Annotated in this window: 23 protein-coding genes and 3 tRNA genes; 20 read left to right on the top strand and 6 right to left on the bottom strand. The window is 65.5% G+C overall.

Features of this window, described 5'->3' with window-relative positions:
• Positions 1 to 21 precede the first annotated feature (21 nt).
• Positions 22 to 726 carry an SIMPL domain-containing protein gene (locus AC0IYU_RS02545; RefSeq protein WP_472112645.1) on the top strand — a complete coding sequence of 235 codons (705 nt, stop codon included), beginning with the start codon at positions 22 to 24 and terminating at the stop codon, positions 724 to 726.
• Between the two features lie 49 nt (positions 727 to 775).
• Here the strand turns inward: AC0IYU_RS02545 and AC0IYU_RS02540 are convergent, their stop codons facing one another.
• Positions 776 to 1546 carry a 3-hydroxybutyrate dehydrogenase gene (locus AC0IYU_RS02540; RefSeq protein ID WP_472112642.1) on the bottom strand — a complete coding sequence of 257 codons (771 nt, stop codon included), beginning with the start codon at positions 1544 to 1546 and terminating at the stop codon, positions 776 to 778.
• A gap of 26 nt (positions 1547 to 1572) precedes the next feature.
• On the opposite strand from AC0IYU_RS02540, the gene AC0IYU_RS02535 reads away from it, so the two are divergent.
• From AC0IYU_RS02535 to rimO, 6 genes are all read left to right on the top strand, one after another.
• Positions 1573 to 2574, top strand: coding sequence for an alpha/beta fold hydrolase (locus AC0IYU_RS02535; RefSeq protein WP_472112639.1), 1002 nt, complete (start codon positions 1573 to 1575; stop codon positions 2572 to 2574).
• A 56-nt stretch (positions 2575 to 2630) separates the two neighbouring features.
• Positions 2631 to 4820: a RelA/SpoT family protein gene (locus AC0IYU_RS02530; protein ID WP_472112740.1), complete on the top strand. Its 2190-nt coding sequence runs from the start codon at positions 2631 to 2633 to the stop codon at positions 4818 to 4820.
• Between the two features lie 48 nt (positions 4821 to 4868).
• Positions 4869 to 4945 (top strand) — tRNA-Val (locus tag AC0IYU_RS02525).
• A 168-nt stretch (positions 4946 to 5113) separates the two neighbouring features.
• Entirely contained in the window at positions 5114 to 5482 is a 369-nt protein-coding gene (locus tag AC0IYU_RS02520; protein ID WP_472112636.1) for a hypothetical protein, read from the top strand.
• 71 nt (positions 5483 to 5553) lie between these two features.
• Positions 5554 to 6114 carry a polyhydroxyalkanoate synthesis repressor PhaR gene (phaR, locus tag AC0IYU_RS02515; RefSeq protein WP_435435963.1) on the top strand — a complete coding sequence of 187 codons (561 nt, stop codon included), beginning with the start codon at positions 5554 to 5556 and terminating at the stop codon, positions 6112 to 6114.
• A 99-nt stretch (positions 6115 to 6213) separates the two neighbouring features.
• Complete coding sequence (rimO, locus tag AC0IYU_RS02510; protein ID WP_472112634.1) at positions 6214 to 7620, top strand: 30S ribosomal protein S12 methylthiotransferase RimO; 1407 nt, start codon at positions 6214 to 6216, stop codon at positions 7618 to 7620.
• An 81-nt stretch (positions 7621 to 7701) separates the two neighbouring features.
• Here rimO and AC0IYU_RS02505 read toward each other — a convergent pair.
• A tRNA-Leu gene (locus AC0IYU_RS02505) sits at positions 7702 to 7786 on the bottom strand.
• Between the two features lie 230 nt (positions 7787 to 8016).
• Positions 8017 to 8101: transfer RNA gene (locus tag AC0IYU_RS02500), tRNA-Leu, on the bottom strand.
• A gap of 81 nt (positions 8102 to 8182) precedes the next feature.
• Between AC0IYU_RS02500 and rnr the strand changes: the two genes are divergently transcribed.
• Both rnr and AC0IYU_RS02490 read left to right on the top strand, forming a co-directional pair.
• Positions 8183 to 10474 (top strand): ribonuclease R, encoded by a 2292-nt coding sequence (gene rnr, locus AC0IYU_RS02495; protein WP_472112631.1) that lies wholly within the window; start codon positions 8183 to 8185, stop codon positions 10472 to 10474.
• A gap of 54 nt (positions 10475 to 10528) precedes the next feature.
• Entirely contained in the window at positions 10529 to 11293 is a 765-nt protein-coding gene (locus AC0IYU_RS02490) for an SDR family oxidoreductase (protein ID WP_435435966.1), read from the top strand.
• 6 nt (positions 11294 to 11299) lie between these two features.
• Here AC0IYU_RS02490 and AC0IYU_RS02485 read toward each other — a convergent pair whose 3' ends face one another.
• Positions 11300 to 12757 carry an NAD(P)H-hydrate dehydratase gene (locus AC0IYU_RS02485; protein ID WP_472112629.1) on the bottom strand — a complete coding sequence of 486 codons (1458 nt, stop codon included), beginning with the start codon at positions 12755 to 12757 and terminating at the stop codon, positions 11300 to 11302.
• A gap of 37 nt (positions 12758 to 12794) precedes the next feature.
• Between AC0IYU_RS02485 and AC0IYU_RS02480 the strand changes: the two genes are divergently transcribed.
• Positions 12795 to 13223 (top strand): hypothetical protein, encoded by a 429-nt coding sequence (locus AC0IYU_RS02480; protein ID WP_472112626.1) that lies wholly within the window; start codon positions 12795 to 12797, stop codon positions 13221 to 13223.
• Here AC0IYU_RS02480 and AC0IYU_RS02475 read toward each other — a convergent pair.
• On the bottom strand, positions 13213 to 14466 hold the full coding sequence (locus AC0IYU_RS02475; RefSeq protein WP_472112624.1) for a D-amino acid dehydrogenase: 1254 nt from the start codon (positions 14464 to 14466) through the stop codon (positions 13213 to 13215). The two genes, AC0IYU_RS02480 and AC0IYU_RS02475, sit on opposite strands and share 11 nt — an antisense overlap.
• 52 nt (positions 14467 to 14518) lie before the next feature.
• Positions 14519 to 15844 (bottom strand): amidase, encoded by a 1326-nt coding sequence (locus AC0IYU_RS02470; protein WP_472112621.1) that lies wholly within the window; start codon positions 15842 to 15844, stop codon positions 14519 to 14521.
• 209 nt (positions 15845 to 16053) lie between these two features.
• Between AC0IYU_RS02470 and rpsB the strand changes: the two genes are divergently transcribed.
• From rpsB to AC0IYU_RS02420, 10 genes are all read left to right on the top strand, one after another.
• A complete protein-coding gene (rpsB, locus tag AC0IYU_RS02465) occupies positions 16054 to 16806 on the top strand; it encodes a 30S ribosomal protein S2 (RefSeq protein ID WP_435435971.1) in 753 nt (250 codons plus the stop codon).
• A gap of 81 nt (positions 16807 to 16887) precedes the next feature.
• Entirely contained in the window at positions 16888 to 17811 is a 924-nt protein-coding gene (gene tsf / locus AC0IYU_RS02460; RefSeq protein WP_472112618.1) for a translation elongation factor Ts, read from the top strand.
• A 96-nt stretch (positions 17812 to 17907) separates the two neighbouring features.
• A complete protein-coding gene (gene pyrH, locus AC0IYU_RS02455) occupies positions 17908 to 18630 on the top strand; it encodes a UMP kinase (protein WP_435435973.1) in 723 nt (240 codons plus the stop codon).
• Positions 18631 to 18641: 11 nt separating this feature from the next.
• Positions 18642 to 19202: a ribosome recycling factor gene (gene frr / locus AC0IYU_RS02450; RefSeq protein WP_435435974.1), complete on the top strand. Its 561-nt coding sequence runs from the start codon at positions 18642 to 18644 to the stop codon at positions 19200 to 19202.
• A gap of 8 nt (positions 19203 to 19210) precedes the next feature.
• Positions 19211 to 19939 carry a polyprenyl diphosphate synthase gene (gene uppS / locus AC0IYU_RS02445; protein ID WP_472112615.1) on the top strand — a complete coding sequence of 243 codons (729 nt, stop codon included), beginning with the start codon at positions 19211 to 19213 and terminating at the stop codon, positions 19937 to 19939.
• Positions 19940 to 19950: 11 nt separating this feature from the next.
• Complete coding sequence (locus AC0IYU_RS02440; RefSeq protein WP_472112612.1) at positions 19951 to 20796, top strand: phosphatidate cytidylyltransferase; 846 nt, start codon at positions 19951 to 19953, stop codon at positions 20794 to 20796.
• Positions 20793 to 21980: a 1-deoxy-D-xylulose-5-phosphate reductoisomerase gene (ispC, locus tag AC0IYU_RS02435; protein ID WP_472112609.1), complete on the top strand. Its 1188-nt coding sequence runs from the start codon at positions 20793 to 20795 to the stop codon at positions 21978 to 21980. Before AC0IYU_RS02440 ends, ispC begins: the two co-directional genes overlap by 4 nt.
• A gap of 24 nt (positions 21981 to 22004) precedes the next feature.
• Positions 22005 to 23378 carry an RIP metalloprotease RseP gene (gene rseP / locus AC0IYU_RS02430; protein WP_472112606.1) on the top strand — a complete coding sequence of 458 codons (1374 nt, stop codon included), beginning with the start codon at positions 22005 to 22007 and terminating at the stop codon, positions 23376 to 23378.
• 38 nt (positions 23379 to 23416) lie between these two features.
• The gene (bamA, locus tag AC0IYU_RS02425; RefSeq protein ID WP_472112603.1) at positions 23417 to 25852 is read left to right on the top strand and encodes an outer membrane protein assembly factor BamA; all 2436 of its coding nucleotides are present in this window, start codon (positions 23417 to 23419) and stop codon (positions 25850 to 25852) included.
• On the top strand, positions 25853 to 26398 hold the full coding sequence (locus AC0IYU_RS02420; protein ID WP_472112600.1) for an OmpH/Skp family outer membrane protein: 546 nt from the start codon (positions 25853 to 25855) through the stop codon (positions 26396 to 26398). It begins immediately after the preceding gene.
• The last annotated feature ends 12 nt before the right edge of the window (positions 26399 to 26410 follow it).

Raw genomic sequence — 26410 nt, 5'->3', positions numbered from 1 at the left:
ATCCCTGGGGAGATATTCGTCTTGAAAAAAATCAAATTGCTTGCGGCCTGCGCCGCCCTGGCCGTGGCCGGCACCGCGCTGGCTCAGAACGTCGTCGCGCCGGCGCCGCAGAACGTGCTGCAACTGACGGCCTCCGGCACCGTCGAGGTCCAGCAGGACCTGCTGAGCATGACGCTGTCGACCACCCGCGAAGCGACCGACGCGGCCACCGTGCAGTCGCAGTTGAAGGCCGCGCTCGATGCCGCGCTGACCGAAGCGAAGAAGAGCGCCCAACCCGGTCAGCTCGACGTTCGCACCGGCAATTTCAGCCTGTCGCCGCGCTACACCAAGGACGGCAAGATCAACGGCTGGCAGGGTTCGAGCGAACTGGTGCTCGAAGGGCGCGACTTTCCGCGCATCACCCAGGCAGCGGGCCGCATCACCACGCTCACCGTGGCCAATGTGGGCTTCGGCCTGAGCCGCGAGCAGCGCGCCAGGACCGAGACCGAGGCGCAAACCACCGCCATCGAAAACTTCAAGCAGAAGGCAGGCGAACTGGCCAAGGGCTTCGGTTTCGGCGGCTACACGCTGCGCGAGGTGTCGGTGAACGCCAGCGACAGCGGCCCGATCCGCCCGCGCATGATGGCGATGCAGGCCAAGTCGTTCTCGGCCGACGCGGCGGTGCCGGTCGAGGCCGGCAAGACCAGCGTGGTGGTGAGCGTGTCGGGCGCGGTGCAGCTCAAGTAAGCGCAAAGAGATGCAGCTGCGCCGCCGCCGCTTACCGTTGGGCTAACCCCTACTGGGCAGTCCAGCCGCCGTCCATGGCCCATGCCACGCCGCGGACCTGGTCGGCCGCCGGCGAGCACAGGAAGACGGCCATGCCGCCCAGTTGCTCGACCGTGGTGAACTGCAGCGAAGGCTGCTTTTCGCCCAGCAGTTCGATCTGGGCCTGCGCGGCGGTGATGCCTTCGCGCGCCGCGCGGTCGTCGATCTGCTTTTGCACCAGCGCCGTCAGCACCCAGCCCGGGCAGATGGCGTTGGCGGTGACACCCGTGGTCGCGGTTTCGAGCGCGACCGACTTGGTCAGGCCGACGATGCCGTGCTTGGCCGCCACATAGGCCGACTTCTGCGCCGAGGCCACCAGGCCGTGGGCCGACGCGACGTTGAGCACGCGGCCCCAGTTGGCTTCGCGCATCGCGGGAATCGCCAGGCGCGTGGTGTGGAAGGCGCTGGTGAGGTTGATGGCGATGATGGCGTCCCAGCGTTCGGTGGGAAAGTCTTCGATCTTGGCGACGTGCTGGATACCGGCGTTGTTCACCAGGATGTCGACGCGGCCGAACTTCGACGCGGCGAACTTCATCATGTCCTCGATCTGCTCGGGCTTGCTCATGTCGGCGTCGTGGTACTCGGTGCGCACGCCGAGCGCCTCGACCTGCGACTTGGGGGCTTCGGCGTCGCCGAAGCCGTTGAGCACGATGTTCGCGCCCTGTTGGGCGAGTGCCTTGGCAATGGCGAGGCCAATGCCGCTGGTGGACCCCGTGACAAGCGCGGTTTTGCCTTTGAGCATGTAGATCAATCTCCGGATGAATTAGGATGCGACGAGACCATTATCCGCACCAGAACGACCTCGTTTTCATGACCGAACCGACGCTTCATCACGTGGCGTGCGACGACGCCCAGGGCGGCCATCGCATGGCCTATTGGCAATGGGGCGACGCACGCAGCGCGCATGTCGTGGTCTGCGTGCACGGCCTGACCCGGCAAGGGCGCGATTTCGATGCGCTGGCGCAGGCCATCGTGGCGCGCGCCGGCGGCAAGGTGCGCGTGGTCTGCCCCGACGTGGTGGGGCGCGGGCGCAGCGACTGGCTGCGCGATGCGAACTTCTACCAGGTGCCTGTGTACGCGGCCGACATGGTAGCGCTGGTTGCGCAACTGCACCGTGAACAGGCGATCGACATGCTCGACTACATCGGCACCAGCATGGGCGGGCTGATCGGCTTCGTGCTGGCAGGCCACAAGGAGCTGCCGCTCGCGCGGCCCATTCGCCGGTTTGTCGCCAACGACGTCGGCCCGACCATCGAGCCCGCCGCGGTCCAGCGCATCGGTGCCTATGTGGGCAAGAGCGGCTCGTATGCGAGCGTGCAGGCCGCGGCCGATGCCATGTGGGCACTGTCGACCACCTTTGGTCCTCACACGCCTGCCCAGTGGCTGGCGCTGTCGCAGCACATGGTGGTGCCTGCGTCGCAGCGCAATGCCGAGGGCTCGGCCAAGGTCGATGCGGCTGCCGGTGCCGACGACGCCGCGGGCGCGTGGCTGCTGCATTACGACCCCGCCATCGGCGTGGCGCTTCGCGCCATCACGCCCGAGGCGGCGGCCCAGGGCGGCGCGATCATGTGGAGCCTGTATGACGCCATCGAGGCTCGCACGCTCGTCACGCGCGGTGCGGTGTCCGATCTGCTGTCGCGCGAAACGGCCCTGGCCATGACACAGCGCGGTCCGCATGCGGCGCTGGTCGAGTTCGAAGGGGTGGGCCACGCGCCCACCTTCGTCGACCCCGCGCAGATTGCCGCAGTCACTGGCTTCCTGTTCGATTGAGCGACGTGAAGCGCGATTCCTCGAGCCTCCAGACGGCGCCGTTGTCCGACGCGGCAATGGTCGACTATCCGTTGTCCGCGGCCACGGCCGACCGCACGCCGGTGATGGAGAACATGCTGGCCCGTGCGCGTGCGTTCGCCGAGCCGCTGATTGCCGACGAAAAGCTCGACACGGGCGAGAACACGCTCGCACATGCCGATGCCGTGGCCGCCATCGTCGCCAAGATGGGGGGCTCCGAGGCCATGCAGGCCGCGAGCTACCTGGTGTACGCCTGCCAGCACCTGAACCGCCCGCAGGAAGTGATCGCCAAGGTGTTCGGCGACAACTTCGCGGCGCTGGCGGTCGAGACCACCAAGCTGGTGCGTGTGCAGGAGCAGGCACGCTCGGCCGCGCAGGCGCACCAGATCGAAGGCGCGAACGCGCAGACAGAAAACGTGCGCAAGATGCTGCTGGCGTTCTCGCGCGACCTGCGCGTGGTGATGCTGCGGCTGGCGTCGCGCCTGCAGACCTTGCGGCACGCCGCCGCGAGCAAGCAGCCCGCGCCCGAGAGCGTGGCGCGCGAGTCGCTGCAGGTTTTCGCGCCGCTGGCCAACCGGCTTGGCATCTGGCAGGTGAAGTGGGAAATCGAAGATCTTTCGTTCCGCTTCCTCGAGCCCGAAACCTACAAGCTGATTGCGCGGCTGCTCGACGAGAAGCGCATCGAGCGCGAAGGGCACATCGAGCAACTGCGTTCGCAACTGGAGCGCGAACTGCAGGAGGAGGGCGTGAAGGCCACCGTGCAGGGGCGCCCGAAGAACATCTACAGCATCGTGAAGAAGATGCGCGGCAAGTCGCTCGACTTCGCGCAGGTCTTCGACATCCTTGCGCTGCGCGTGGTGGTGCACGACGTCAAGGATTGCTATGCAGCCCTGGCGTGGGTGCATTCGCATTTCCAGCCGATCGACGAAGAATTCGACGACTACATCGCGCGGCCCAAGCCCAATGGCTACCAGTCGCTGCACACGGTGGTGCGCGAGCTCGTCGAGGGCAAGGCGGGCAAGCCGATCGAGATCCAGATCCGCACCGAAGAAATGCACGACCACGCCGAGCATGGCGTGGCTGCGCACTGGGCCTACAAGGAGGCAGGCCACAAAGGCTATGCCGGCGTGTGGGCCAGCGGCGAGTACGACGCGAAGATCGCGGTGCTGCGGCAACTGCTGGCGTGGGAGCGCGATCTGTCGGGCGGGCTGCAGGGACAGGGGCTGTTCGACGACCGCATCTATGTGCTGACGCCGGACGCCGCCATCGTCGAGCTGCCCCAGGGCGCCACACCGGTCGACTTTGCCTACACCGTGCACACGACGTTGGGCCACCGCTGCCGCGGTGCGCGGGTCGATGGCGCGATGGTGCCGCTGAACACGCCGTTGTCGAACGGGCAGACGGTCGAGATCATTGCCGCCAAGGAAGGCGGACCTTCGCGCGACTGGCTCAATGCGGAGCTGGGGTATCTGGCCAGCCACCGCGCCCGTGCCAAGGTGCGTGCATGGTTCAACGCGCAAATCACGCACGAGACGGTGGCGCGCGGACGCGAGGCGGTGGAAAAGCTGCTGCAGCGCGAAGGCAAGACGGCCATGCGCCTGGAAGACCTGGCTTCGCAGTTGGGCTTCAAGTCGGCGGACCACCTGTTCGAAGTGGTGGGCAAGGACGAGTTCTCGCTGCGCAACATCGAGACGCTGCTGCGCCCGCCAGAGCCTGTGCCGGGTCCGGACGATGGCGTGCTCATCAAGAAGGCGCGCGGCAGCGAGAAGTCGGGCAAGGGCGGCGTGTTGGTCGTGGGCGTGTCGTCATTGATGACGCAACTCGCCAAATGCTGCAAGCCCGCGCCGCCCGATGCCATTCGCGGCTTCGTCACGCGAGGGCATGGCGTCAGCGTCCACCGCAGCGACTGCAGCAACTTCCGCACGATGGCAGTGAAGGACGGCGAGCGCGTGATCGACGTGGAATGGGGCATGCCCAAGAAGGGAACGGAAGTACCGGTCTATGCGGTCGACGTGGCTGTGGAAGCGGCCGACCGCCAGGGGCTGCTGCGCGATATCTCCGACGTGTTCGCACGAGAGAAGATGAACGTGATCGGCGTGCAGACGCAGTCGATCAAGGGGACGGCATGGATGACGTTCACGGTTGAAATCGCCGATGCCGCGAGGCTTGCGCAGGTTCTTGGCGTGGTGACTGCAGTGATTGGTGTGCGATCTGCGCGTCGCCGCTGAAAAGCGTGATTTCTCCTGCTACAATAGACGCTTCTCGGACACATCCTTAGGCGCGTAGCTCAGCTGGTTAGAGCACCACCTTGACATGGTGGGGGTCGTTGGTTCGAGTCCAATCGCGCCTACCAATTTCTGTTCAATCCCGGCCAACCACCGGATCCATCGAACAGAGCAGACACGGGTTCCCCGGTGTCTTTATCGTCCTCAGTGGTGATGCAGAAAAGACCTTGGTACATCTTGTTGTGCTACCTTGATCACACTGCAAACCATTTCCAAATTTCTTGATAAGCGATCCGATGAATACGCGATCAACGCTGGTTGATCGGGCTCATGCCGACAAGCGCCTTGCTGCATTGTTGAGGCAGGCTCCCCTTGAGTTTGCGCGTGCCGTCTACGGCATCAACGACGATGCAGCCGGCCGCACCGAAACCATGGCTGCGCGGGAAGTGGCGCGCGCCCAACGTCTGGGGGTGCCGCTGACGGAGGAGCGCGCCGAACAGCGTGCCCGCGCCTACTTGCCGACGGTAGGTCAAGAGCACTGCCCGCGTTGCTGGGTGGTCTATGGGCAGAAAACCCCGCTTCATTTTCGCGAAGCCACGCAAGAGCGGGCCGAGACCGCGTCCTGCCACTCGTGCGGTGCGGAGTACGCGGCATCGCAGGACTGAAAGAGCAGCGCGCGGTCAGGGTAAACCTTGTCGCGGCGCAGCAAAACCGCTCCCTAGAATCATCCGATGACATGGGCGTCCATGTGAAGGAGTCCGCAGTGCAGAGCAAGAAGTCCGGGGTCAAACCGGTACAGCGTGTGATCAAGAAGTACCCGAACCGAAGGCTCTACGACACCGAGACATCCACGTACATCACGCTCGCCGAGGTGAAGCAGCTGGTCATTCAGAGTGCCCAGTTCGTGGTGCGTGATGCCAAGACCGGCGACGACCTCACGCGCAGCATTCTTTTGCAGATCATCCTGGAAGAAGAAGCGGGCGGCGCGCCGATGTTCACCGAGCAGGTGCTCTCGCACATCATCCGCTTCTATGGGCAGGCGATGCAGGGCTACATGGGGCCTTACCTGGAGAAGAACATCCAGGCCATGACCGAGGTGCAGGCCCAGCTGGCCGACAAGGCGGAGGGTCTGACGCCCGAGATGTGGTCGCGCTTCATGAGCATGCAGTCGCCCATGCTTCAGGGGCTCATGGGTAACTATGTCGAGCAGTCGAAGACGGTTTTTGTGCAAATGCAGGAGCAGATGCAGAAGAACGCAGAGCAGGTATTGGGGGCCTTTGGCATCAAGCGTCCCTGAGCGCCGTTCGGCTGACCAAAAGCGCTTACCCCGCTGGCAAGGGCGGAGGTTGTCCAATCGTGTCCCCGTTGTTGCCGATAGCTGGGACAATAGAGGCATATGAGCGAAGTTGCCTCCCCCGAACGTACGACCAAGTCGACCACCCCCAAGGTCGGCTTTGTGAGCCTTGGCTGCCCCAAGGCCCTGACCGATTCCGAATTGATCTTGACCCGGCTGAGTGCCGAGGGCTATCAAACCTCCAAGACTTTCGAAGGTGCCGATCTTGTGATCGTCAACACCTGCGGCTTCATCGACGATGCCGTGCGGGAAAGCCTGGACACCATCGGTGAAGCGCTGGCCGAGAACGGTCGCGTGATTGTCACCGGCTGCCTTGGCGCCAAGACCGGCGACCAGGGCGGCAACCTCGTGCGCCAGATGCACCCGAGCGTTCTGGCCGTTACCGGTCCGCACGCCACGCAAGAGGTGATGGATGCGGTGCACGCGAACCTGCCCAAGCCGCACGATCCGTTCATCGATCTGGTTCCGAACGCATTTGGCGTGGCAGGCCTGAAGCTGACGCCGCGCCACTACGCCTATCTGAAGATCAGCGAAGGCTGCAATCACCGCTGCACCTTCTGCATCATTCCCTCGATGCGCGGCGACCTTGTGTCGCGCCCGGTTGGCGACGTGTTGAGCGAGGCCAAGGCCCTGTTCGAAGGCGGCGTGAAAGAACTGTTGGTGATCAGCCAGGACACTTCGGCCTACGGCGTCGACGTGAAGTACCGCACCGGGTTCTGGGACGGCAAGCCGGTCAAGACGCGCATGCTCGAACTGGTGCGTACGTTGGGCAAAATCGCCGAGCCTTATGGCGCGTGGGTTCGCCTGCACTACGTGTATCCGTATCCCAGCGTCGACGAGATCATTCCGTTGATGGCCAGTGGTTCGGTCTTGCCGTACCTCGATGTGCCGCTGCAGCACAGCCACCCCGATGTGCTCAAGCGCATGAAGCGCCCCGCCAGCGGCGAAAAGAACCTGGAGCGGCTGGCGCGTTGGCGCGAGGTGTGCCCGGAACTCGTGATCCGCAGCACCTTCATTGCCGGCTTCCCGGGCGAGACGGAGCAGGAATTCGAGCATCTGCTCGACTTCATTCGTGAGGCTGAAATCGACCGTGCCGGTTGCTTTGCCTACAGCCCGGTCGAAGGCGCAACTGCCAACGACATTCCGGGCATGCTGCCCGGGGCCGAACGCGAAGCGCGTCGCGCGCGTTTCATGGAAGTGGCCGAAGCCGTGTCGATCGCGAAGCTGCAAAAAAGAATTGGCGCGACGATGCAGGTGCTGGTCGATTCGGCGCCAGGCATGGGCCGCAAGGGCGGTATGGGGCGTACCTACGCCGATGCACCGGAAATCGACGGCACGGTCCGCCTGCTGCCGCCCGAGAAGATCAGCAAGACGCTGAAGGTCGGTGAGTTCACTCGCGCGCGGATCGTGGGCGCCGAGGGGCACGACCTGATCGCATTGCCCATTTGATGCAGATTCGAATGGACAAGAAAAAAGCCACCGGAGACCGGTGGCTTGTTTCGAATGACCTTGCGGGGGTCAGCTTGAATTTGGTGCCCAGAAGAGGACTCGAACCTCCACGATGTTACTCGCTAGTACCTGAAACTAGTGCGTCTACCAATTCCGCCATCTGGGCTTCATGCCTGCCGAAGCAGTCATGTTTTTTTGCTTCTCAGCAAAGACTGCGATCATACCAAACTTTTTGCGGCCTTTTGGCTGTCGAGTTCGGTCGTTTGTGCATCATTGCGCCTTGCGTGTCGAAGCTCGGCCGCGTTGCCCGTTTGATGCTGATTCAAACGGCCATGAAAAAAGCCACCGGAGACCGGTGGCTTGAATCGAATGACCTGGTAAAGGTCTGTTTAAACTTGGTGCCCAGAAGAGGACTCGAACCTCCACGATGTTACTCGCTAGTACCTGAAACTAGTGCGTCTACCAATTCCGCCATCTGGGCCCACAGAACTGCCGAAGCAGTTATGTTTTGAATTTCAGGAAAGAAGGAGATCATATCAAAAATAATGTCACTTCCAGCGGCGTGCTGGATGAATTCGAAGGAACCGTTCAAGGTCATCGCGACGGCCACGGTTTCGTGCAGCGCGACGACGGTGAGGCAGACATCTATCTGCCCCCGAACGAGATGCGTGCCGTGCTTCACAAGGACCGCGTCAAGGCGCGTGTCGTGCGACAGGACCGCCGTGGTCGCCCCGAGGGACGCGTGGTCGAAATCGTCGATCGTCCGGAGCAACCGATCATCGGCCGCCTGCTGCACGAAGGCGGGATCTGGCTCGTTGCTCCCGAGGACAAGCGGTACGGACAAGACGTTCTGATTCCGAAGGGCGCGACCGGCCCCGCCAAGGTGGGACAGGTTGTCGTGGTGCAGCTCACCGAGCCGCCGGCGTTGTTCGGCCAGCCCGTGGGCCGCGTGAAAGAGGTGCTGGGCGAGATCGACGACCCCGGCATGGAAATCGAAATCGCCGTGCGCAAGTACGGCGTGCCGCATGAGTTTTCCGCGGAGTGCCTGGCCGAGGCCAAGGCTCTGCCCGAGAAGGTCCGTCCCGCCGACAAGAAGGGACGCGTCGACCTCACCGACATCCCGCTCGTCACCATCGACGGCGAAGATGCGCGCGACTTCGACGACGCCGTGTACTGCGAGCCCGCGAAGGTCGGCCGTGGCAAGGGCTGGCGCCTGCTGGTGGCCATTGCCGACGTCAGCGCCTATGTGCAGACCGGTTCGGGCATCGACATCGATGCGTACGACCGCGCCACCAGCGTCTACTTTCCGCGCCGCGTCATTCCGATGCTGCCGGAGAAGCTGTCCAACGGGCTGTGCTCGCTGAACCCCGAGGTCGAACGCCTGTGCATGGTGTGCGACATGCTGGTGGCAGCCGATGGCGAGATCTACGCCTACCAGTTCTACCCCGCCGTGATGTTCAGCCACGCGCGCTTCACGTACACCGAAGTGGCGGCCATCCTCGGTAACACGCGCGGGCCTGAAGCGGCCAAGCGCAAGGACCGCGTGAAGGACCTGCTCAATCTCGCCGACGTCTACAAGGCGCTGCTCAAGCAGCGCGGCAAGCGCGGCGCGGTCGACTTCGAGACCACCGAGACGCAGATCATCTGCGACGACGCGGGCCGCATCGAGAAGATCGTGCCGCGAACGCGCAACGAAGCGCACCGTGTCATCGAAGAAGCGATGCTCGCAGCCAACGTCTGCAGCGCCGACTTCATCGCCGAAGGCAAGCATCCGGGCCTGTTCCGCGTGCACGAAGGACCGACCGCCGAGAAGAAGGAAATCCTGCGCGGCTACCTGAAGGCCATGGGTGTCGGCCTGAGCATCACCGACGACCCCAAGCCGGGCGAGTTCCAGGCGATCGCCGCGGCCACCAAGGACCGCCCCGACGCGCAGCAGATCCACACCATGCTGTTGCGCTCCATGCAGCAGGCGATCTACACGCCGTTCAACAGCGGCCACTTCGGCCTGGCGTACGAGGCCTACACGCACTTCACGAGCCCGATCCGGCGCTATCCGGACTTGCTGGTGCATCGCGTGATCAAGGCGCTCTTGACCAAGACGCGCTATCAGCTGCCGATGCTGCCCACGCCGGGCGAGGCGCATGCCAAGCTGGCCAAGCGCCTGGCGTCGCGCGTGAAGGCGCCCACGACCAAGCCGCAAAAGGCCACCATCGCGCCCACCAAGGAAGTGCTGGCCTGGGAAGCCGCGGGCCTGCATTGCAGCGCCAACGAGCGCCGCGCCGACGAAGCCAGCCGCGACGTCGAGGCCTGGCTCAAGTGCAAGTACATGCGCGAGCACCTGGGCGAGGAATACGGCGGCGTGGTCTCGGCGGCCACCACCTTCGGCATCTTCGTCACGCTCGACGCGATGTACGTCGAAGGGCTGGTGCACATCACCGAACTCGGCGGCGAGTACTTCAAGTTCGACGAAATGCGCCAGGAGCTGCGCGGCGAGCGCACCGGCATCCGCTATGCCATCGGCACGCGCGTGCGGGTGCAGGTGAGCCGCGTCGACCTGGACGGCCGCAAGATCGACTTCCGCCTCGTGCGCGAAGGCGAAGACCTCACGTCACGCGCCATGAAGGACAAGGGTGCCGCATCGTCGGGCGCGCCGGTCAAGGCGTCGGCCAAGCGCGGTTCGCGCCACAAGGGCGAGGCCGGCGGCGCCGAGCCGCGCGGTGAGCGGGCGGAACGCGTCGAGCGCGTGGACCATGGCGGTTCGGCCGCGGTCGGCCCGCAGTCGGCGATGCAGGCCTTCAAGTCGGCGGTCAAGAAGGCCGCCAACAAGATGAAGGGGCGCAAGCCGCGCCGCTGATGCCGTACCGCATGAACCATCGACCTACCGAAGACAAAGAAAGAGACACAGAGCATGAGCGCTGAAGACAACAAGGGCCGCATCGCCATCGTCACGGGAGCGGGCTCGGGCATTGGCCGCGCCGCCGCGCTGGCGTTGCTGGGCGACGGCTGGCGCGTGGTGCTGGCCGGGCGCCGGCTGGAGCCGCTGGAGCAGGTGGCGGAAGAATCGGGCGCCGGCGCGCGCGCCTTTGCGGTGCCCACCGACGTGGCCAAGGCCGAGTCGGTTCAGGCGCTTTTCGCCGCCACGGTCGAACGCTTCGGCCGCGTCGACCTGCTGTTCAACAACGCCGGCGTGGGCAACCCGCCGGGTCCGTTCGAGGACTGGACGCCGGAACAGTGGCAAGGCGTGGTCGACATCAACCTCACGGGCATGTTCTTCTGCATCCAGCAGGCGTTCCGCACGATGAAGGCGCAGACACCGCAGGGCGGGCGCATCATCAACAACGGCTCCATCTCGGCCACCGCGCCGCGGCCCAACTCGGCGGCCTACACGTCGACCAAGCATGCGGTCGAAGGCCTGACCAAGACCGCGTCGCTCGACGGGCGCAAGTACGACATCGCAGTGGGGCAGGTGGACGTGGGCAATGCCATGACCGAACTGGCCTCGCGCATGGCCAAGGGCGTGCCGCAGGCCAACGGCGAGCTCGCGATCGAGCCGCTGATCGACGTCAAGATCGTGGGCCAGTCGGTGCTCTACATGGCCAACTTGCCGCTGGAAGCCAACGTGCTGTTCCACACCATCATGGCGACGAAGATGCCCTTCGTCGGTCGCGGCTAGGCGCTGTCAGACAGGCGCGCGGCGGGCCAGCGTGCCGGCCGCGAGCGGGGCTGCATCGGCCGGCCATGTGTCGGCGATGTGGCCGTGCTGCCAGACGGCATCGCAGGCCGCGTCGAACGCCGGCCTGCGCATGGCCAGCGCCGCGCCGATCATGCCGGCCAGCACGTCCCCGGTGCCCGCTGTCGCAAGGCGGGCATTGCCGGTCATGTTGATGACTGGCGGCACAGTGCCCGCGGCGGCAATCACGGTTCCCGACCCCTTGAGCACTGCCACGACGCCGAAGCGCGCCGCGAGCCGGCGTGCGGCTGCCAGCCGGTCGGCCTGAATTTCGGCCGCGCTGCAACCCAACAGCCGTGCGGCTTCCAGCGGATGCGGCGTGATCACGGTGGGCGATCCGCTTCGTCCTCGTGACACCAACTGCGCTTGCAGCGCGTCATCGGAAGCGATGGCATTGAGCGCATCGGCATCGATCACCAGTGCCGCTGCCGTCGACAGCACGCGCGGCAGCAGTTCGCGCACGGCCTCTCCACCACCGCAACCGCACACGGCCGTCATGGCCGACAGGTCCAGTGCACGCGCGTCGCGCAGCATCAGTTCGGGTTGCGCGGTGTCGACCGGCGCGGCGCTCACGTCGAGGAGCCCGACGAACACGCGCCCCGCGCCGGCGTGCAGCGCAGCGGAGCCGGCCAGCAGCGCCGCGCCGGCCATGCCGGACGCACCGCCCACCACCGCGACGTCGCCGTAGCTGCCCTTGTGCGAGGCATGGGTGCGCTGCTGCGCTTGCGGCGTGCCGGCGAGACGGGCTGATGGGGTGTCCTTGAATGCGCTGCAGCCCAGGTCGTCGAACCACACGGTGCCTGCCGCGTCGCGGCCTTGCGCGGTGAACAGGCCGGGCTTCAGCGTGAGGAATGTGAGGCAGGTGCGGGGCGACGTGGACGTGTGGCCGGTGCCGGGAGGCAGCGTGCCGGTGTCCGCGTTCAGGCCCGAGGGCACGTCCACGCTGAGCACCGGCTGCGGGCCGGCATGCATCGTCGCCAGCCATTCGGCCATCGTGCCTTCGGGCGGCCGCGTCGATCCGATGCCGAGCAACGCGTCGATGGCGAGGTCATAGGTCGACGGCGGCGTCGATGCAAAAGTGACGCCCGCATCGCGGGCACGCTGCAGCGACGTCTTGGCGTCCGGCGGCAAGCGGTGTTCATCGCCGACAAAGGTGACCACAGGAAAGAAGCCCCGATGCCGCAACTGCGCCGCGGCCTCGAAGCCGTCGCCCCCGTTGTTGCCCGGGCCGCAAGCCACCCAGACGGTGCGAGCATGTGGCGCCAGCGCCATCGCCAGCCGCGCCACCGCAAGGCCTGCGCGCTGCAACAGCGCGTGGCCGGGCAGGGCGGCGGCGGCCTGCTCGATGCGGCGCGTGGCGGCGATGTCGAACAGATCGGCGGCTGTGGCGGACGTGATGCGGTGCATCGGGCCATTGTGACGCCGTGCCTCCTATCATCGAGCGATGACGCTCAAGACCCTTGGCTGGCTGCTGGTCCTTCTGCTGGCGTGGTTCGCCGGCTTCGCCGCGATGGCCATGGCGCTGATCGGCGGCGCGGGTTGGGCGCTGGGTTTGCTGGCCGTCGTGTGGGGCCTGTTCCTGCTGGCCGTGACTTGGCGCCGCGTGCCGTTGCGCGATATCGCGTGGGCCGCGGGCGTCGGCTATGGCTTCGGGGTGATTCGCTGGCTCGACGTGCCTGCCGAGGCCGGCTCGGGCGCAATGCGCTGGCTGGTGCTCGGCGCCGACCTGCTGTGCCTCGTGTTCTTCGTGCTGATCGCGCCGGCCTTGCTGGCATGGATCGCCGGCAAGTGGATGCCACCGCCCGAGCCCGAGCTGCCGGTGGAAACGCCGCCCAGCCCGGAGCGCCTGCGCCGGTGGGGTCCTAGAGACTGAGCCGCTCGACGCCCAGGCCTTCGAGATCGACACCCGGGTCCTGTCCGCCGATCAGGTCGCCCAGCACGCGCGCGCTGCCGCACGACAGCGCCCAGCCGCTCGAGCCGTGCCCCAGGTTGAGCCACACGCCGGGAATGCCACTGGCGCCCAGCACCGGCGGCCCGTCCGGCAGCATCGGCCGCGCGCCTTTCCATTGCTGAACGCCCGATTGCAGCGTGGCCGCGCCCGGGAACCAGTCGTGCAGCACCTTGTAGAGCGTCTGGATGGCTGCCGGACTCATGGTGTCCAGCGAGCCACCGATCTCGGCGCTGCCCGCCACGCGCACGCGCTGGCCCAGGCGCGAGATGGCGACCTTGTAGCGTTCGTCCATCACCGCGCTGCGCGGGGCGTTGAGCGGCTCGCGGATCGGCGCGCTGACCGAGTGGCCATAGACGGGTGTCATCGGGATGCGCAGGCCGAGCGGGCGCAGCAGCGAGGCCGAAGCCAGGCCGGCGCACACCACGACCGCGTCGTAGCGAACCGGGTCGGAACCGCTGGCCAGCGAGAGCGAGGTGGGCGCCGCGCGGCTCAGGGGGGCGATGTCGCAGTTGAAATGAAACTGCGCGCCGAACGCCTCGGCTTCCCACTTGAGCAGCAGCGCGAACTGGCGGCAATTGGCCACCTCGTCTTCGGGCAGGTAAATGGCGCCTGCGAGCGGTGTGTCGGGGTTGAGCGCCGGCTCCAGCAGGCGTGCCTCGTCGGCGTCGACCTCGCGGAACACGCTGCCGGCCGAGCGCAGCACGTCGAGTCCGGGCTGAACCATCTTTTTATCGTGCTTGGAGCGAAGCAGCACCAGGTAGCCGTCACTGCGCTCGTAGCTGAGCTCGCGCGCCTCGGTCACCTCATGCAGCCGGGTGCGGCTGTAGAAAGCCAGTCGCTGCATGCGGGCACGGTTGGCCAGGTAGGTCTCGAGCTTGCAGGCCTTCTGCCAGCGCGACATCCAGCCGATGTCTCGCGAACTGAGCGGCCAGCGCAGCTTGATGGCGCCGTGCGAGGACAGCAGCGAGCGCAGCACCTTGCCGCGCATGCCGGGCGCCGCCCAGGGCGTGACGTACCCCGGTGCGACCACGCCCGCGTTGGCGAAGCTGGCTTCTTCTGCGGCGGCGCCGCGGCGCTCGAACACGGTCACTTCATGGCCGTCGGAAACCAGTTCCCAGGCGGTGGTGACGCCGATGATGCCGGCGCCCACGATCGCGATTTTCATTGAATGTTCTAGATAAAAGAGGCGGCTACGTCCGTCGATCGGGCGTGTGTAGCTATTGTTTCTGTAGCGCTTGCTCGGCTTGAAGCGCCACCGCGAGCACGGCGTCGTCGTGCAGCGCAGCATGCCAGAGCATCAGGCCGACCGGCAGTTCGCCGGCAGTGTGGCAGGGCAGCGAGATGGCGCAGCCGTCGAGCATGTTGACGATCGACGGATTGCGCAGCAGCAGCGCGTTGACGCGGAAGAACTCGTCGTCGCGCTCGGCGCCCGGTGCCACGCTGGCGATGGTCGGTGCGGTGATCGGCACGGTTGGGGACAGCACGGCGTCGAAGGGCGCCAACGCGGACTCCAAGCGGGCGATCCAGTCGCTGCGGGCATTGACGAGGTCGATGTATTCGTGGGCCTTCATGGTGGCGCCGCGCAGGATGCGCTGGGCCACGCGGGGGTCGTAGCCGGCGCCGCTGCGCTCCAGCAGCTGGCGGTGCCAGGCATGAGCCTCGGCGGCCGAGAAGCCGCCGGTGGCGTTGATCGTGGCCAGCTCGGCGAGCTCGGGCAGCCCGATTTCCCGGATGCGGGCCCCGGAGGCGCGCAGCGTCTGAAGCGAGCGCTCGAAGGCCGTGGCCACGGCGGGTTCGATGCCGTCGAAAAACACGTTCTTCACCACGGCCAGGCTGTAGGCGGCGAGCGGGGCGTTGCCGGCGGTCACGCGGCGCGCCGAGAGGATTTCGTGCGCGGTGATGGCGTCGCGCACGGAGCGCGTCATGGCGCAGACCGTGTCGAGCGTGGTCGACAGCGGCAGCGCCCCCTGGGCGGGGGTGAGGCGAGCGGTGTTCTTGAAGCCGACGATGCCGTTCAGCGCGGCCGGAATGCGGATCGAGCCGCCGGTGTCCGAGCCCAGGCCGATGAAGGCCGCGCCGCTGGCCACCGAGACCGCGGCGCCGGACGAGGAGCCGCCGGGAATGCGCGGCGTGACGGCATCGCTCGCATTGGCCGGCGTGCCGTGGTGCGGGTTGACGCCGACGCCCGAGAAAGCGAACTCGGTCATGTTGGTGCGCCCGGTCAACACCCCGCCCGCTGCGCGCAGCCGGGCGACGGCCAAGGCGTCGGCCCGGGCTGCCGGGGCATGCGCCAGGACCACGGAGCCGGCGGGCGTCGGCTGGCCTTCGATGTCGAACAGGTCCTTGGCGGTGAAGGCCAGTCCCGACAGTCGGCTTTCCGGGGTTGACGCGGCGGCGCCATGGCGGGCCTCGTTGAACAGCGTGCGGGTGAAGACGTGGGCGCAGGCCGGGGACTGGGCGATGCCGATGGCGCGCTCCATTTCGGTGCGTGCGTCGGAGCCACCTGCCAGAAGGAGGAGACGGGTGGCGTGGAGGTCGTTCATGGGTGGGGTTGCGGGTGCCGTGTCGGCTCGGATTCGGGAAGGAGGGGGCTGCGGCCGTGCTATACTCTTTGGGTTTCGCTGTCAGGCAACGGCTCCCGTTGCGCCCAGTCAAACACATCCGCAAACCGGCCCATTCAAGGTGTTGTGACTCTGTTCAAAAGAGCGCAAAACGGGCTGGATTTTAGACCCAACCTTTGGAGTAATTTCTAATGTCTACCACCATGCGCGAAATGCTGGAAGCCGGTGTCCACTTCGGTCACCAAACCCGCTTCTGGAACCCCAAGATGGCTCCGTTCATCTTCGGTCACCGCAACAAGATTCACATCATCAACCTGGAAAAGTCGCTCCCGATGTTCCAGGACGCGATGAAGTACGCCAAGCAACTCACGGCCAACCGCGGCACGATCCTGATGGTCGGCACGAAGCGCCAGGCTCGTGAAATCGTCGCTTCGGAAGCTCGCCGCGCTGGCGTGCCTTTCGTCGACACCCGCTGGCTCGGCGGCATGCTGACCAACTTCAAGACCGTCAAGACCTCGATCAAGCGTCTGAAGGACATGAAGGCTCAGCAGGAAGCCGGCCTCGACTCGCTGAGCAAGAAGGAGCAACTGACCTTCTCGCGCGAAATCGAGAAGCTCGAAAAGGACATCGGCGGCATCCAGGACATGACCGCGCTGCCCGATGCCATCTTCGTGATCGACGTGGGCTTCCACAAGATCGCCGTGGCCGAAGCCAAGAAGCTCGGCATTCCCCTGATCGGTGTGGTGGACTCCAACCACTCGCCCGAAGGCATCGACTACGTGATTCCTGGTAACGACGACTCGTCGAAGGCCGTCGCGCTGTACGCCCGTGGCATCGCCGACGCCATCATCGAAGGCCGCAACAACGCCGCCGGCGACGTGGTCAAGGCCGTTGCCGAAGGCAGCGACGAATTCGTCGAAGTCGAAGAAGGCGCTTCGGCCTGATTGGCACGCTCGCGAGCCTGAAGAAGGGGCTTTGGTGCCCCTTTTTTTTAACCTGATTTTTGGATTTACGGAGATACACAAATGGCTGCAATCACCGCAAGCATGGTCGGCGAACTGCGCGCTAAGACCGACGCGCCCATGATGGAATGCAAGAAGGCCCTGACCGAGGCCGAGGGCAACATGGAAAAGGCCGAAGAGTTGCTGCGCATCAAGCTCGGCAACAAGGCTGGCAAGGCGTCGGGTCGCATCACTGCTGAAGGCGTGGTGACGGCTTTTGTCGACGGCGCTGCCGGCGGCATGATCGAAATCAACTGCGAAACCGACTTCGTCACCAAGAACGACAGCTTCCTGGCCCTGGCCAATGCCGCCGCCATGCTGGTCGCGAAGCACAACCCCGCGGACATCGCCGCGTTGGGCGCGCTGGCTTATGCCCAGGACGGTTTCGGCCCCACGCTCGAAGACGTGCGCAAGGGCTTGATCGGCAAGATCGGCGAAAACATGAGCTTCCGCCGCTTCAAGCACTTCAACGGCAACGGCAAGCTGGCTTCGTACCTGCACGGCACGCGCATCGGCGTGATGGTCGAGTTCGAAGGCGACGACACGTCGGCCAAGGACGTGGCCATGCACATCGCAGCCATGAAGCCGGTGGCGATCCAGGCGTCGGACGTGCCTGCCGAGCTGATCGAAAAAGAGCGCGCAGTGGCGGCCGGCAAGGCGGAAGAAGACCGCAAGACGGCCGAAGCCGAAGGCAAGAAGCCCCAGCCGGCCGACATCGTCGCCAAGCGCATCGAAGGCGGCGTGCAGAAGTTCCTCAAGGAAGTTTCGCTGCACAACCAGCCGTTCGTGAAGAACGACAAGCAGACCGTCGAGCAGATGCTCAAGGCTGCCGACACCTCGATCAAGGGTTTCACCCTGTACGTGGTTGGTGAAGGCATCGAGAAGAAGGTCGACGACTTTGCCGCCGAAGTGGCCGCACAAGTCGCCGCCGCCAAGGCTGCCGCCTGATCTCGCATCCACTGAAGCGGCGGTGCGCGAACGCGTGCCGCCGCTTTTTCACCGCCACGTTTTACACTCGCCCCCGCCAACTCAAGGAAATTGCCCATGTCTGATCCCCGCCCAGCCCACAAGCGAATCTTGTTGAAGCTGTCGGGAGAGGCTCTGATGGGCGATGACGCCTTCGGCATCAACCGCGCCACCATCGTGCGGATGGTCCAGGAGGTGGCGGAGGTCGTGAACATGGGCGTCCAGGTGGCGGTCGTGATCGGCGGCGGCAATATTTTCCGCGGCGTCGCTGGCGGCTCGGTCGGCATGGACCGCGCCACCGCCGACTACATGGGCATGTTGGCCACCGTCATGAATTCGCTGGCCCTGGCCGACGCCATGGACAAGCAGGGACTGGTGGCCCGTGTGATGTCCGCCATCGCCATCGAGCAGGTGGTCGAGCCCTATGTGCGCCCCAAGGCCCTGCAGTACCTCGAAGAGGGCAAGGTCGTGGTGTTCGCGGCCGGCACGGGCAACCCGTTCTTCACGACCGACACCGCGGCAGCGCTGCGCGGTGCCGAAATCGGCGCCGAGCTGGTGCTCAAGGCGACCAAGGTCGACGGCGTGTACACCGCCGACCCCAAGACCAACCCCAATGCAACGCGCTACACCTCGCTCACTTTCGACGAGGCGATTGCGCAGAATCTCGGCATCATGGACGCCACGGCCTTCGCGCTGTGCCGCGACCAGAAGCTGCCGATCAAGGTGTTCTCGATCCTCAAGAACGGTGCGTTCAAGCGCGTCGTGATGGGCGAGGACGAGGGCACGCTGGTGCATGCCTAGGAGTATTTGAGATGACCATTGCAGACATCCGCAGTGCGACCGACCTGAAGATGAATCAGTCGCTCGCCGCCTTCCAGAACAACCTCACCAAGATCCGTACCGGCCGTGCCAACTCGGCCCTGCTCGACTCGATCCACGTGGACTACTACGGTTCGCAGGTTCCGCTGAGCCAGGTGGCCAACGTGTCGGTGCTCGACTCGCGCACCATCAGCGTCCAGCCCTGGGAAAAGGGCATGGGCGCCAAGATCGAAAAGGCCATCCGCGAAAGCGACCTGGGCCTGAACCCGGCGTCGATGGGCGACCTGATCCGCGTGCCGCTGCCGGCCATGAGCGAAGAGCGCCGCAAGGAAATGACCAAGCTGGTTCGCAACGAGGGCGAAAGCGCCAAGATCGCCACGCGCAACCTGCGCCGCGACGCGAACGAGTCGGTCAAGAAGCTGGTGAAGGACAAGCTGGCGTCGGAAGATGACCAGAAGCGCGCCGAAGCCGACATCCAGAAGGTCACCGACCGCCATATCGCGGAAATCGACCGCCTCGTGACGGCCAAGGAAGCGGAGATCATGGCCGTTTGAGGCCTGCCATGGCTCCTACATCGCCGCGCATTCCTCACCACGTTGCCATCGTCATGGACGGCAACGGCCGTTGGGCGACGCGGCGGTTTTTGCCACGCGTCGCGGGGCACAAGCAGGGCGTGGAGTCGCTGCGCCGCTGCGTCAAGGCATGCGCAGACCGCGGCGTGGGCGTGCTCACGGTGTTCGCGTTCTCCTCGGAGAACTGGAGCCGTCCTGTCGAGGAAGTCTCCGGACTCATGGAGCTGATGGTCGGCGCACTCGCCCGCGAAGTGCCCCGGCTCAGCGCGGACGGCGTGCGGCTGCACTTCGTCGGTGAGCGAGCGGGTCTGTCGCCGAAGATGGTGAAGGGGCTGATGGACGCCGAAGCGGCCACCGCCCACAACACCCGCATGCAACTCAACGTGTGCTTCAACTACGGGGGGCGCTGGGACATCGCGAAGGCCGCGGCCAGGTTGGCGGCGCAGGGCGAGGCCATCACCGAGATCAGCCTCGACCGCGCCATGGCGCTGGCCCACGTGCCCGACCCCGACCTGTTCATCCGCACCGGCGGCGAGCAGCGGTTGTCCAATTTCCTGCTTTGGCAGAGTGCCTACGCAGAGCTTTTCTTCAGCGACAGGCTGTGGCCCGAATTCGACGAGGCCGCGCTGGACGAGGCCATCGCTGCGTTCCAGGGGCGCGAGCGTCGCTTCGGTCAGACCTCGGCGCAGGTCTCGGCACCCCATGGCCTGACGGCCTGACAATCCCCCGCATGCTCAAACAACGCATCCTCACAGCGATCGTGCTGCTCGCGATCCTGCTGCCAGCGCTGTTCTACCGAAACCACATTCCCTTCGCCTGCGTCATGCTGGTGCTGATCGGCGCGGGCGCCTGGGAATGGGGGCGTTTGAACGGATACGGCCAGCGGCTTTCGGTGTTCCTCGGCATCGAGACGGTGGTGCTGTGCGCGCTGTCGTGGTGGCTGGGCCTGCTGGAGCAGCCGCTCGTCTTGATGTGGACCCTGGCCAGCGCGGCTTGGGTGATGGGCGGCGCTGCGCTGCTGCGGGTGGCGGTGCCGGGCTGGCCGCGCATTCCGCGCGGTCTGCGGCTGGTGGGCGGCTTGCTGGCACTTTGGGTGGCCTGGTTGGCCGCGGTGCAGGCGCGAATGATCGGCATCAACTTCCTGTTGTCTATTCTGGTGCTGGTGTGGGTGGCGGACGTGTTCGCCTATTTCGCCGGCCGCGCCTTCGGTCTCAAGTTCACCCGCAACAAGCTCGCGCCCGCGATCAGTCCCGGCAAGAGCTGGGAAGGCGTATGGGGCGGGATGATCGGCGTGGTGGTGCTGGCCTTTGCCTGGGTTTGGGCCGACAAGGCAACCGGCGCGACGGTCGCCAGCCTCTACACCCGTCTCAGTGAGCGCGGCTGGTGGCTCCTGCTGCTTGGTGCGCTGTTCCTCGCAGCGATGAGCGTCGTGGGCGACCTCGTCGAATCCCTCATCAAGCGCAGTGCCGGCGCCAAGGACAGCAGCCGGCTGCTGCCCGGGCACGGCGGCATCCTCGATCGCGTGGATGCGCTCTTGCCGGCGCTTCCCATTGCCATGATGCTGGCCTTCCTGTGAAAACTCCCCCGCAACGCGTCACGGTGCTTGGCTCGACCGGTTCGGTCGGCGTGAGTACGCTCGACGTCATCGCACGGCACCCCGGGCGCTTCGAGGTGTTCGCGCTCTCCGCGGCCACCAAGGTCGATGAATTGCTGGCGCAATGCGCGCGGTTCTCGCCGCGTTTCGCCGTCATGGCCAGCGCTCCGCATGCCGCGTTGCTGGCCGAAAAGATCAAGCAAAACAGCCTGGACACGGTCGTACTGACTGGGCCTGATGCTCTTGAAACGATAGCGTCGCACGAGGATGTCGACGCCGTCATGGCGGCCATCGTCGGCGCCGCGGGCCTCGGTCCCTGCCTGGCTGCCGCGCGGGCCGGCAAGCGGCTGTTGCTGGCCAACAAGGAGGCGCTGGTCGTCGGCGGCGAGCTGTTCATGCGCACGGTGCGCGAGGGCGGTGCAACGCTGTTGCCGATCGACAGCGAGCACTCGGCCATCTTCCAGTCGCTGCCCGAAGATCCGTCCTCGTGGGCGCGGCGCATCGACAAGATCATCCTGACCGCTTCGGGCGGCCCGTTTCGCACCTGGGCGCCCGACAGGCTGGGTGCCGTCACGCCCGAGCAGGCGTGTGCCCATCCGAACTGGGTGATGGGCCGCAAGATCTCGGTCGACTCGGCCACCATGATGAACAAGGCGCTCGAGGTGATCGAGGCGCGCCATCTGTTCGGCGTGTTGCCGGAGCAGATCGAGGTGGTCATTCATCCGCAGAGCGTGGTGCACTCGATGGTTCAGTTCACTGACGCCTCGGTCATCGCCCAGCTCGGCACGCCCGACATGCGGGTGCCGATCGCGGTCGGGTTGGCTTGGCCGGAGCGCATCGAAAGTGGTGCGGCGCGGCTCGATTTCCGCCAGATGTCGGCGCTGAGCTTCGACGCGCCCGATGCCGCGCTGTTCCCTGGCCTGGGCCTGGCCTGGCATGCAATGCGCGCAGCGTCGGGCACCACGGCCGTGCTCAATGCGGCGAACGAGGTCGCAGTGGAAGCTTTCCTGGACCGCCGCCTGAGTTTCGACCGCATTCATGCGGTCAACGTGGAAACTTTGGAGGCGGTCTCGCCCTCCAAGCCGGCATCGCTCGCCGACCTGCTGGCGCTCGATGCCAGTGCGCGCGCGGCGGCCAATGTGGCGGCGCGGCGTTTCGCGGCCTGACGCTCCCAGAAATCAAGGACTCCGATGCTGCTCACTGTCATGGCCTTTGTGGTCGCACTTGGCGTCCTGATCGCGGTGCACGAATATGGCCACTACCGCGTGGCCGTGGCTTGCGGCGTCAAGGTGGAGCGTTTCTCGGTCGGATTCGGCAAGGCGCTTTTGCGCTGGCGGCCGAAGCGCCAGCATCCGGGTCAATCGACCGAATTCGTCATCGGTGCCTTCCCGCTCGGCGGGTACGTGAAGATGCTCGACGAGCGTGAAGGACCGGTGGCGCCCGAAGAGCGTCATCGCGCCTTCAACACCCAGCCCCTGCGTTCGCGCGCGGCCATCGTCGCCGCGGGCCCGATCGCCAACCTGCTGCTGGCTGTTGCGCTCTACACCGCGGTCAACTGGATCGGCGTGCAGGAGCCGGTGGCCAAGCTCGCGCGGCCGGTGGCGGCCTCGCTGGCCGAGGCCGCGGGCCTTCGCGGCGGCGAGCACATCACGCAAGCGGGCTTCGACGGCGACCTGTCGCCCGTGCAGTCCTTCGAGGACCTGCGCTGGCGCATGACGCGCGGCGCGCTCGACGGCCACGACCTGACGCTCGAAATCGCAGGCGCGGCCGGCCAACCCGCCCGCCAGTTGGTGCTCCCGCTGAGCCGCATGGAGACCAAGGACGCCGATCCGCAGATGTTCCGCAAGATCGGCGTGCTGGCGCCACTGACCCGGCCCGAAATCGGAGAAGTGATGGCCGGCAGCGCCGCCGAACGTTCCGGCCTGCGCAGCGGCGACGTGGTTCGCACCATCGGCGCCACCGCCATCGTCGACGGACAGCAGCTGCGCGAGGTGATCCGCGCGTCGGTCGACGGCGACCAGCCGCGCACCCAGGCCTGGCAGCTCGAGCGCGCGGGCCAGCCGCTCACCATCGACGTGAAGCCCGAAGTGCGGGAGGAGGGCGGCGTGAAGGTCGGGCGCATTGGCGCCTACGTCGGCACGGCGCCTGAGATGGTGATGGTGCGCCAGGGAATGGTCGACGGCATCTGGCGCGGCGTGGTGCGCACCTGGGAGGTGTCCGCAATGACCGTTCGCATGATGGGCAAGATGGTCATCGGCGAGGCATCGCTCAAGAACCTGAGCGGTCCGCTCACGATCGCGGACTACGCGGGCAAGTCCGCGAGCCTCGGTTTCACGCAGTACCTGGTCTTCCTGGCGCTCATCAGCGTGAGCCTGGGCGTGCTCAATCTCATGCCGCTCCCGGTCCTCGATGGGGGGCACCTGATGTATTATCTTTGGGAGGGCCTGACCGGCAAGAGCGTCTCTGACGCCTGGATGGAACGGCTTCAGCGCGGGGGTGTCGCCCTGCTGCTGGTCATGATGTCGGTCGCACTCTTCAACGACGTCACGCGGCTCTTTGGTTAACTTTCTGCCGGCCTTTTCCGAGCCGGCTCAATTCACAGATGAACAAAAACTTCAGTCGCTTTCGCCTGCGTAGCGTTGCCGCGGTGGTTGCCAGCGCGCTCGCGGCCACGGCAGCCTGGGCCGTCGAGCCTTTCACGGTGCGCGATATCCGCGTCGAAGGACTGCAACGCGTCGAAGCCGGCACGATCTTCGCCTCGCTGCCCTTGCGCGTGGGTGACACCTACAGCGACGATCGCGGCTCCGCTGCGATCCGTGCACTGTTCGACCTGGGATTGTTCAAGGATGTTCGCATCGATGTGAACGGCAATGTTCTGGTGGTGATCGTCGAAGAGCGGCCCACCATCGCGGACGTCGACTTCGTCGGCACCAAGGAATTCGACAAGGCCGCGCTGCAGAAGGCGTTGCGCGAAGTCGGCCTGACCGACGGCCGGCCCTACGACAAGGCGCTGGCCGATCGCGCCGAGCAGGAGCTCAAGCGCCAGTATGTGAGCCGCAGCCTCTACAACGCGCAGGTCGTGACCACCGTCACGCCCATCGAGCGCAACCGCGTCAACCTGACCTTCACCGTCACCGAAGGCGAATCGGCGCGCATCCGCGAAGTGCATGTGGTCGGCAACAAGGCATTCAGCGAGTCGACGTTGCTGAGCCTGTTCGACCAGGACAGCGGCGGCTTCATGAGCTGGTACACGAAGTCGAACCAGTACTCGCGCGCCAAGCTCAATGCCGACCTCGAAACCCTTCGCTCGTACTACATCACGCGCGGCTATCTCGAGTTCCGCATCGATTCGACCCAGGTCGCCATTTCGCCGGACCGCAAGGACCTGACGGTCACCGTCAACATCACCGAAGGCGAGAAGTTCGTGGTGTCGAGCGTCAAGCTCGACGGCAACTACCTCGGCCGCGACGACGAGTTCAAGTCGCTCATCACGATCAAGCCGGGCGAGCCCTACAACGGCGAGCAGGTCACCGAGACCACCAAGGCTTTCAACGACTATTTCGGCACCTTCGGCTATGCGTTTGCGCGCGTGCAGGCGCGCCCTGACATCGACCGCGTCAACAACCGCGTGGCGCTCACGCTGCAGGCCGAACCCGCGCGCCGCGTCTATGTGCGCAAGGTTTCCGTCGGCGGCAACAACAAGACCCGCGACGAAGTCATCCGCCGCGAGTTCCGCCAGTTCGAAGCCTCCTGGTACGACGGCGACAAGATCAAGCTCTCGCGAGACCGCGTCGACCGCCTGGGCTTCTTCACCGAAGTGACCGTCGATACGCAGGAAGTGGCCGGTTCGCCCGACCAGGTGGACCTGACCGTCAACGTGACCGAAAAACCGACCGGCAGCCTGCAACTCGGCGCCGGCTACTCGAGTGCCGAGAAGGTCGCGCTGACTTTCGGCATCTCGCAGGAAAACGTGTTCGGCTCGGGCAACTTCCTGGGCGTGCAGGTCAATACCAGCAAGTACAACCGCACGCTGTCGGTGACTACGACCGATCCGTACTTCACGCAGGACGGCATCTCGCGCTCGATCAGCCTGTATCACACCACCACGCGTCCGTATTCGTCGTCGATCGACGGTGACTACAAGCTGGTGAACCAGGGTGCGTCCATTCGTTTCGGCGTGCCGTTCAGCGAAATCGACACGGTGTTCTTCGGCATCGGTCTGGAGCGTTATGCCTTCGACGCGAACAGCTCGACGGCGTTCTCCGGCTTGACCACGCCGCCGTCCTACCTGAACTACTTCCAGTGCAAGAAGGATCCCACCGGGATCCTCGTGATCGGCTGCGACCAGAAGAGCGTCTGGGGTGTTCCGCTGAGCGTTGGCTGGGGCCGTGACAACCGCGATAGCGCGCTGATCCCGACCACCGGCCGCCTGCAACGCGCCAACCTCGAAGTGGGCGCGGCCGGCGATATGAAGTACGTCAAGACGAACTACCAGTACCAGCAGTTCTTCGCGATCAACAAGCAGTACACCTTCTCGATCAACGGCGAAGTCGGCTATGCCAAGGCGCTGGGCGGAAAGGTCTATCCGATCTTCAAGAACTTCTACGCGGGCGGCCTGGGCTCGATCCGTGGTTTCGAGCAGAACTCGCTGGGCCCGCGCGACGTGCCGCTGTTCGGCCAGACCGAAGGCGCAGCCCTCGGCGGCACCAAGAAGGCGATCTTCAATGCAGAGCTGAGCACGCCGTTTCCGGGTGCCGGCAATGACCGCACGCTGCGTCTGTACGGCTTCTTCGACATCGGCAATGTGTTCGGTTCGCGCTCCGCGGGCCTGACAGACGAACAGTGGAAGGCCGAGAAGAAGCTGCGCGCCTCGGTGGGCCTGGGTGTCAGCTGGATCTCGCCGCTGGGCCCGCTGCGCCTGGCTTATGCATTCCCCGTCATGTCCCAGAAGGAAGTGACGGATCCCAAGACCGGATTCATCACGATCCCGAAGGATAGAATTCAGCGCCTCCAATTCCAGATCGGAACGTCTTTCTAAATGAAGCATTTGATTCGTGCCGCAGCCGGCGCGTTGTTGATTCCCGCTCTTGTGTTCGCCGCTGCGCCGGCGCAAGCACAGGAAACATTTCGCATCGGTTTCGTGAACCCTGACCGTGTGCTGCGAGAGGCGCAACCGGCCAAGGCTGCGCAGGCGAAGCTCGAGGCCGAGTTCCTGAAGCGCGAGAAAGACCTGACCGTCCAGGGCGATGCACTGAAAGCGGCTTCCGAGAAGTTCGAGCGCGAAGCGCCGACCCTGTCGGAAAGCCAGCGAGTCTCCCGCCAGCGTGGGTTGGTTGACCAGGACCGCGACTTCCAGCGCAAGCGCCGTGAGTTCCAGGAAGACCTGAACGCACGCAAGAACGAAGAGCTGCAGCAGGTCTACGAGCGCGCCAACCGCGTGGTGAAGCAAGTGGCCGAATCTGAAAAGTACGACGCCATCCTGCAGGAAGCGATCTACATCAATCCGAAGCACGACATCACCGACAAGGTGATCAAGGCACTGAACGCGTCGGTCAGCTCTTCTGCGCCTGCGGCCGGCAAGTAACGCCGGGAGCCG

The sequence above is a fragment of the Variovorax sp. AC103 genome, from assembly GCF_979254005.1.
This window is presented reverse-complemented; position numbering and strand designations above follow the sequence as displayed.

Bases quoted from the DNA above. Each gene is read 5' to 3' on its own strand.
- AC0IYU_RS02540 (WP_472112642.1), bottom strand. From the start codon at position 1,546: ATGCTCAAAGGCAAAACCGCGCTTGTCACGGGGTCCACCAGCGGCATT.
- AC0IYU_RS02535 (WP_472112639.1), top strand. From the start codon at position 1,573: ATGCGACGAGACCATTATCCGCACCAGAACGACCTCGTTTTCATGACC.
- AC0IYU_RS02530 (WP_472112740.1), top strand. From the start codon at position 2,631: ATGGTCGACTATCCGTTGTCCGCGGCCACGGCCGACCGCACGCCGGTG.
- AC0IYU_RS02520 (WP_472112636.1), top strand. From the start codon at position 5,114: ATGAATACGCGATCAACGCTGGTTGATCGGGCTCATGCCGACAAGCGC.
- phaR (WP_435435963.1), top strand. From the start codon at position 5,554: ATGGGCGTCCATGTGAAGGAGTCCGCAGTGCAGAGCAAGAAGTCCGGG.
- rimO (WP_472112634.1), top strand. From the start codon at position 6,214: ATGAGCGAAGTTGCCTCCCCCGAACGTACGACCAAGTCGACCACCCCC.
- AC0IYU_RS02490 (WP_435435966.1), top strand. From the start codon at position 10,529: ATGAGCGCTGAAGACAACAAGGGCCGCATCGCCATCGTCACGGGAGCG.
- AC0IYU_RS02485 (WP_472112629.1), bottom strand. From the start codon at position 12,757: ATGCACCGCATCACGTCCGCCACAGCCGCCGATCTGTTCGACATCGCC.
- AC0IYU_RS02480 (WP_472112626.1), top strand. From the start codon at position 12,795: ATGACGCTCAAGACCCTTGGCTGGCTGCTGGTCCTTCTGCTGGCGTGG.
- AC0IYU_RS02475 (WP_472112624.1), bottom strand. From the start codon at position 14,466: ATGAAAATCGCGATCGTGGGCGCCGGCATCATCGGCGTCACCACCGCC.
- AC0IYU_RS02470 (WP_472112621.1), bottom strand. From the start codon at position 15,844: ATGAACGACCTCCACGCCACCCGTCTCCTCCTTCTGGCAGGTGGCTCC.
- rpsB (WP_435435971.1), top strand. From the start codon at position 16,054: ATGTCTACCACCATGCGCGAAATGCTGGAAGCCGGTGTCCACTTCGGT.
- tsf (WP_472112618.1), top strand. From the start codon at position 16,888: ATGGCTGCAATCACCGCAAGCATGGTCGGCGAACTGCGCGCTAAGACC.
- pyrH (WP_435435973.1), top strand. From the start codon at position 17,908: ATGTCTGATCCCCGCCCAGCCCACAAGCGAATCTTGTTGAAGCTGTCG.
- frr (WP_435435974.1), top strand. From the start codon at position 18,642: ATGACCATTGCAGACATCCGCAGTGCGACCGACCTGAAGATGAATCAG.
- uppS (WP_472112615.1), top strand. From the start codon at position 19,211: ATGGCTCCTACATCGCCGCGCATTCCTCACCACGTTGCCATCGTCATG.
- AC0IYU_RS02440 (WP_472112612.1), top strand. From the start codon at position 19,951: ATGCTCAAACAACGCATCCTCACAGCGATCGTGCTGCTCGCGATCCTG.
- rseP (WP_472112606.1), top strand. From the start codon at position 22,005: ATGCTGCTCACTGTCATGGCCTTTGTGGTCGCACTTGGCGTCCTGATC.
- bamA (WP_472112603.1), top strand. From the start codon at position 23,417: ATGAACAAAAACTTCAGTCGCTTTCGCCTGCGTAGCGTTGCCGCGGTG.
- AC0IYU_RS02420 (WP_472112600.1), top strand. From the start codon at position 25,853: ATGAAGCATTTGATTCGTGCCGCAGCCGGCGCGTTGTTGATTCCCGCT.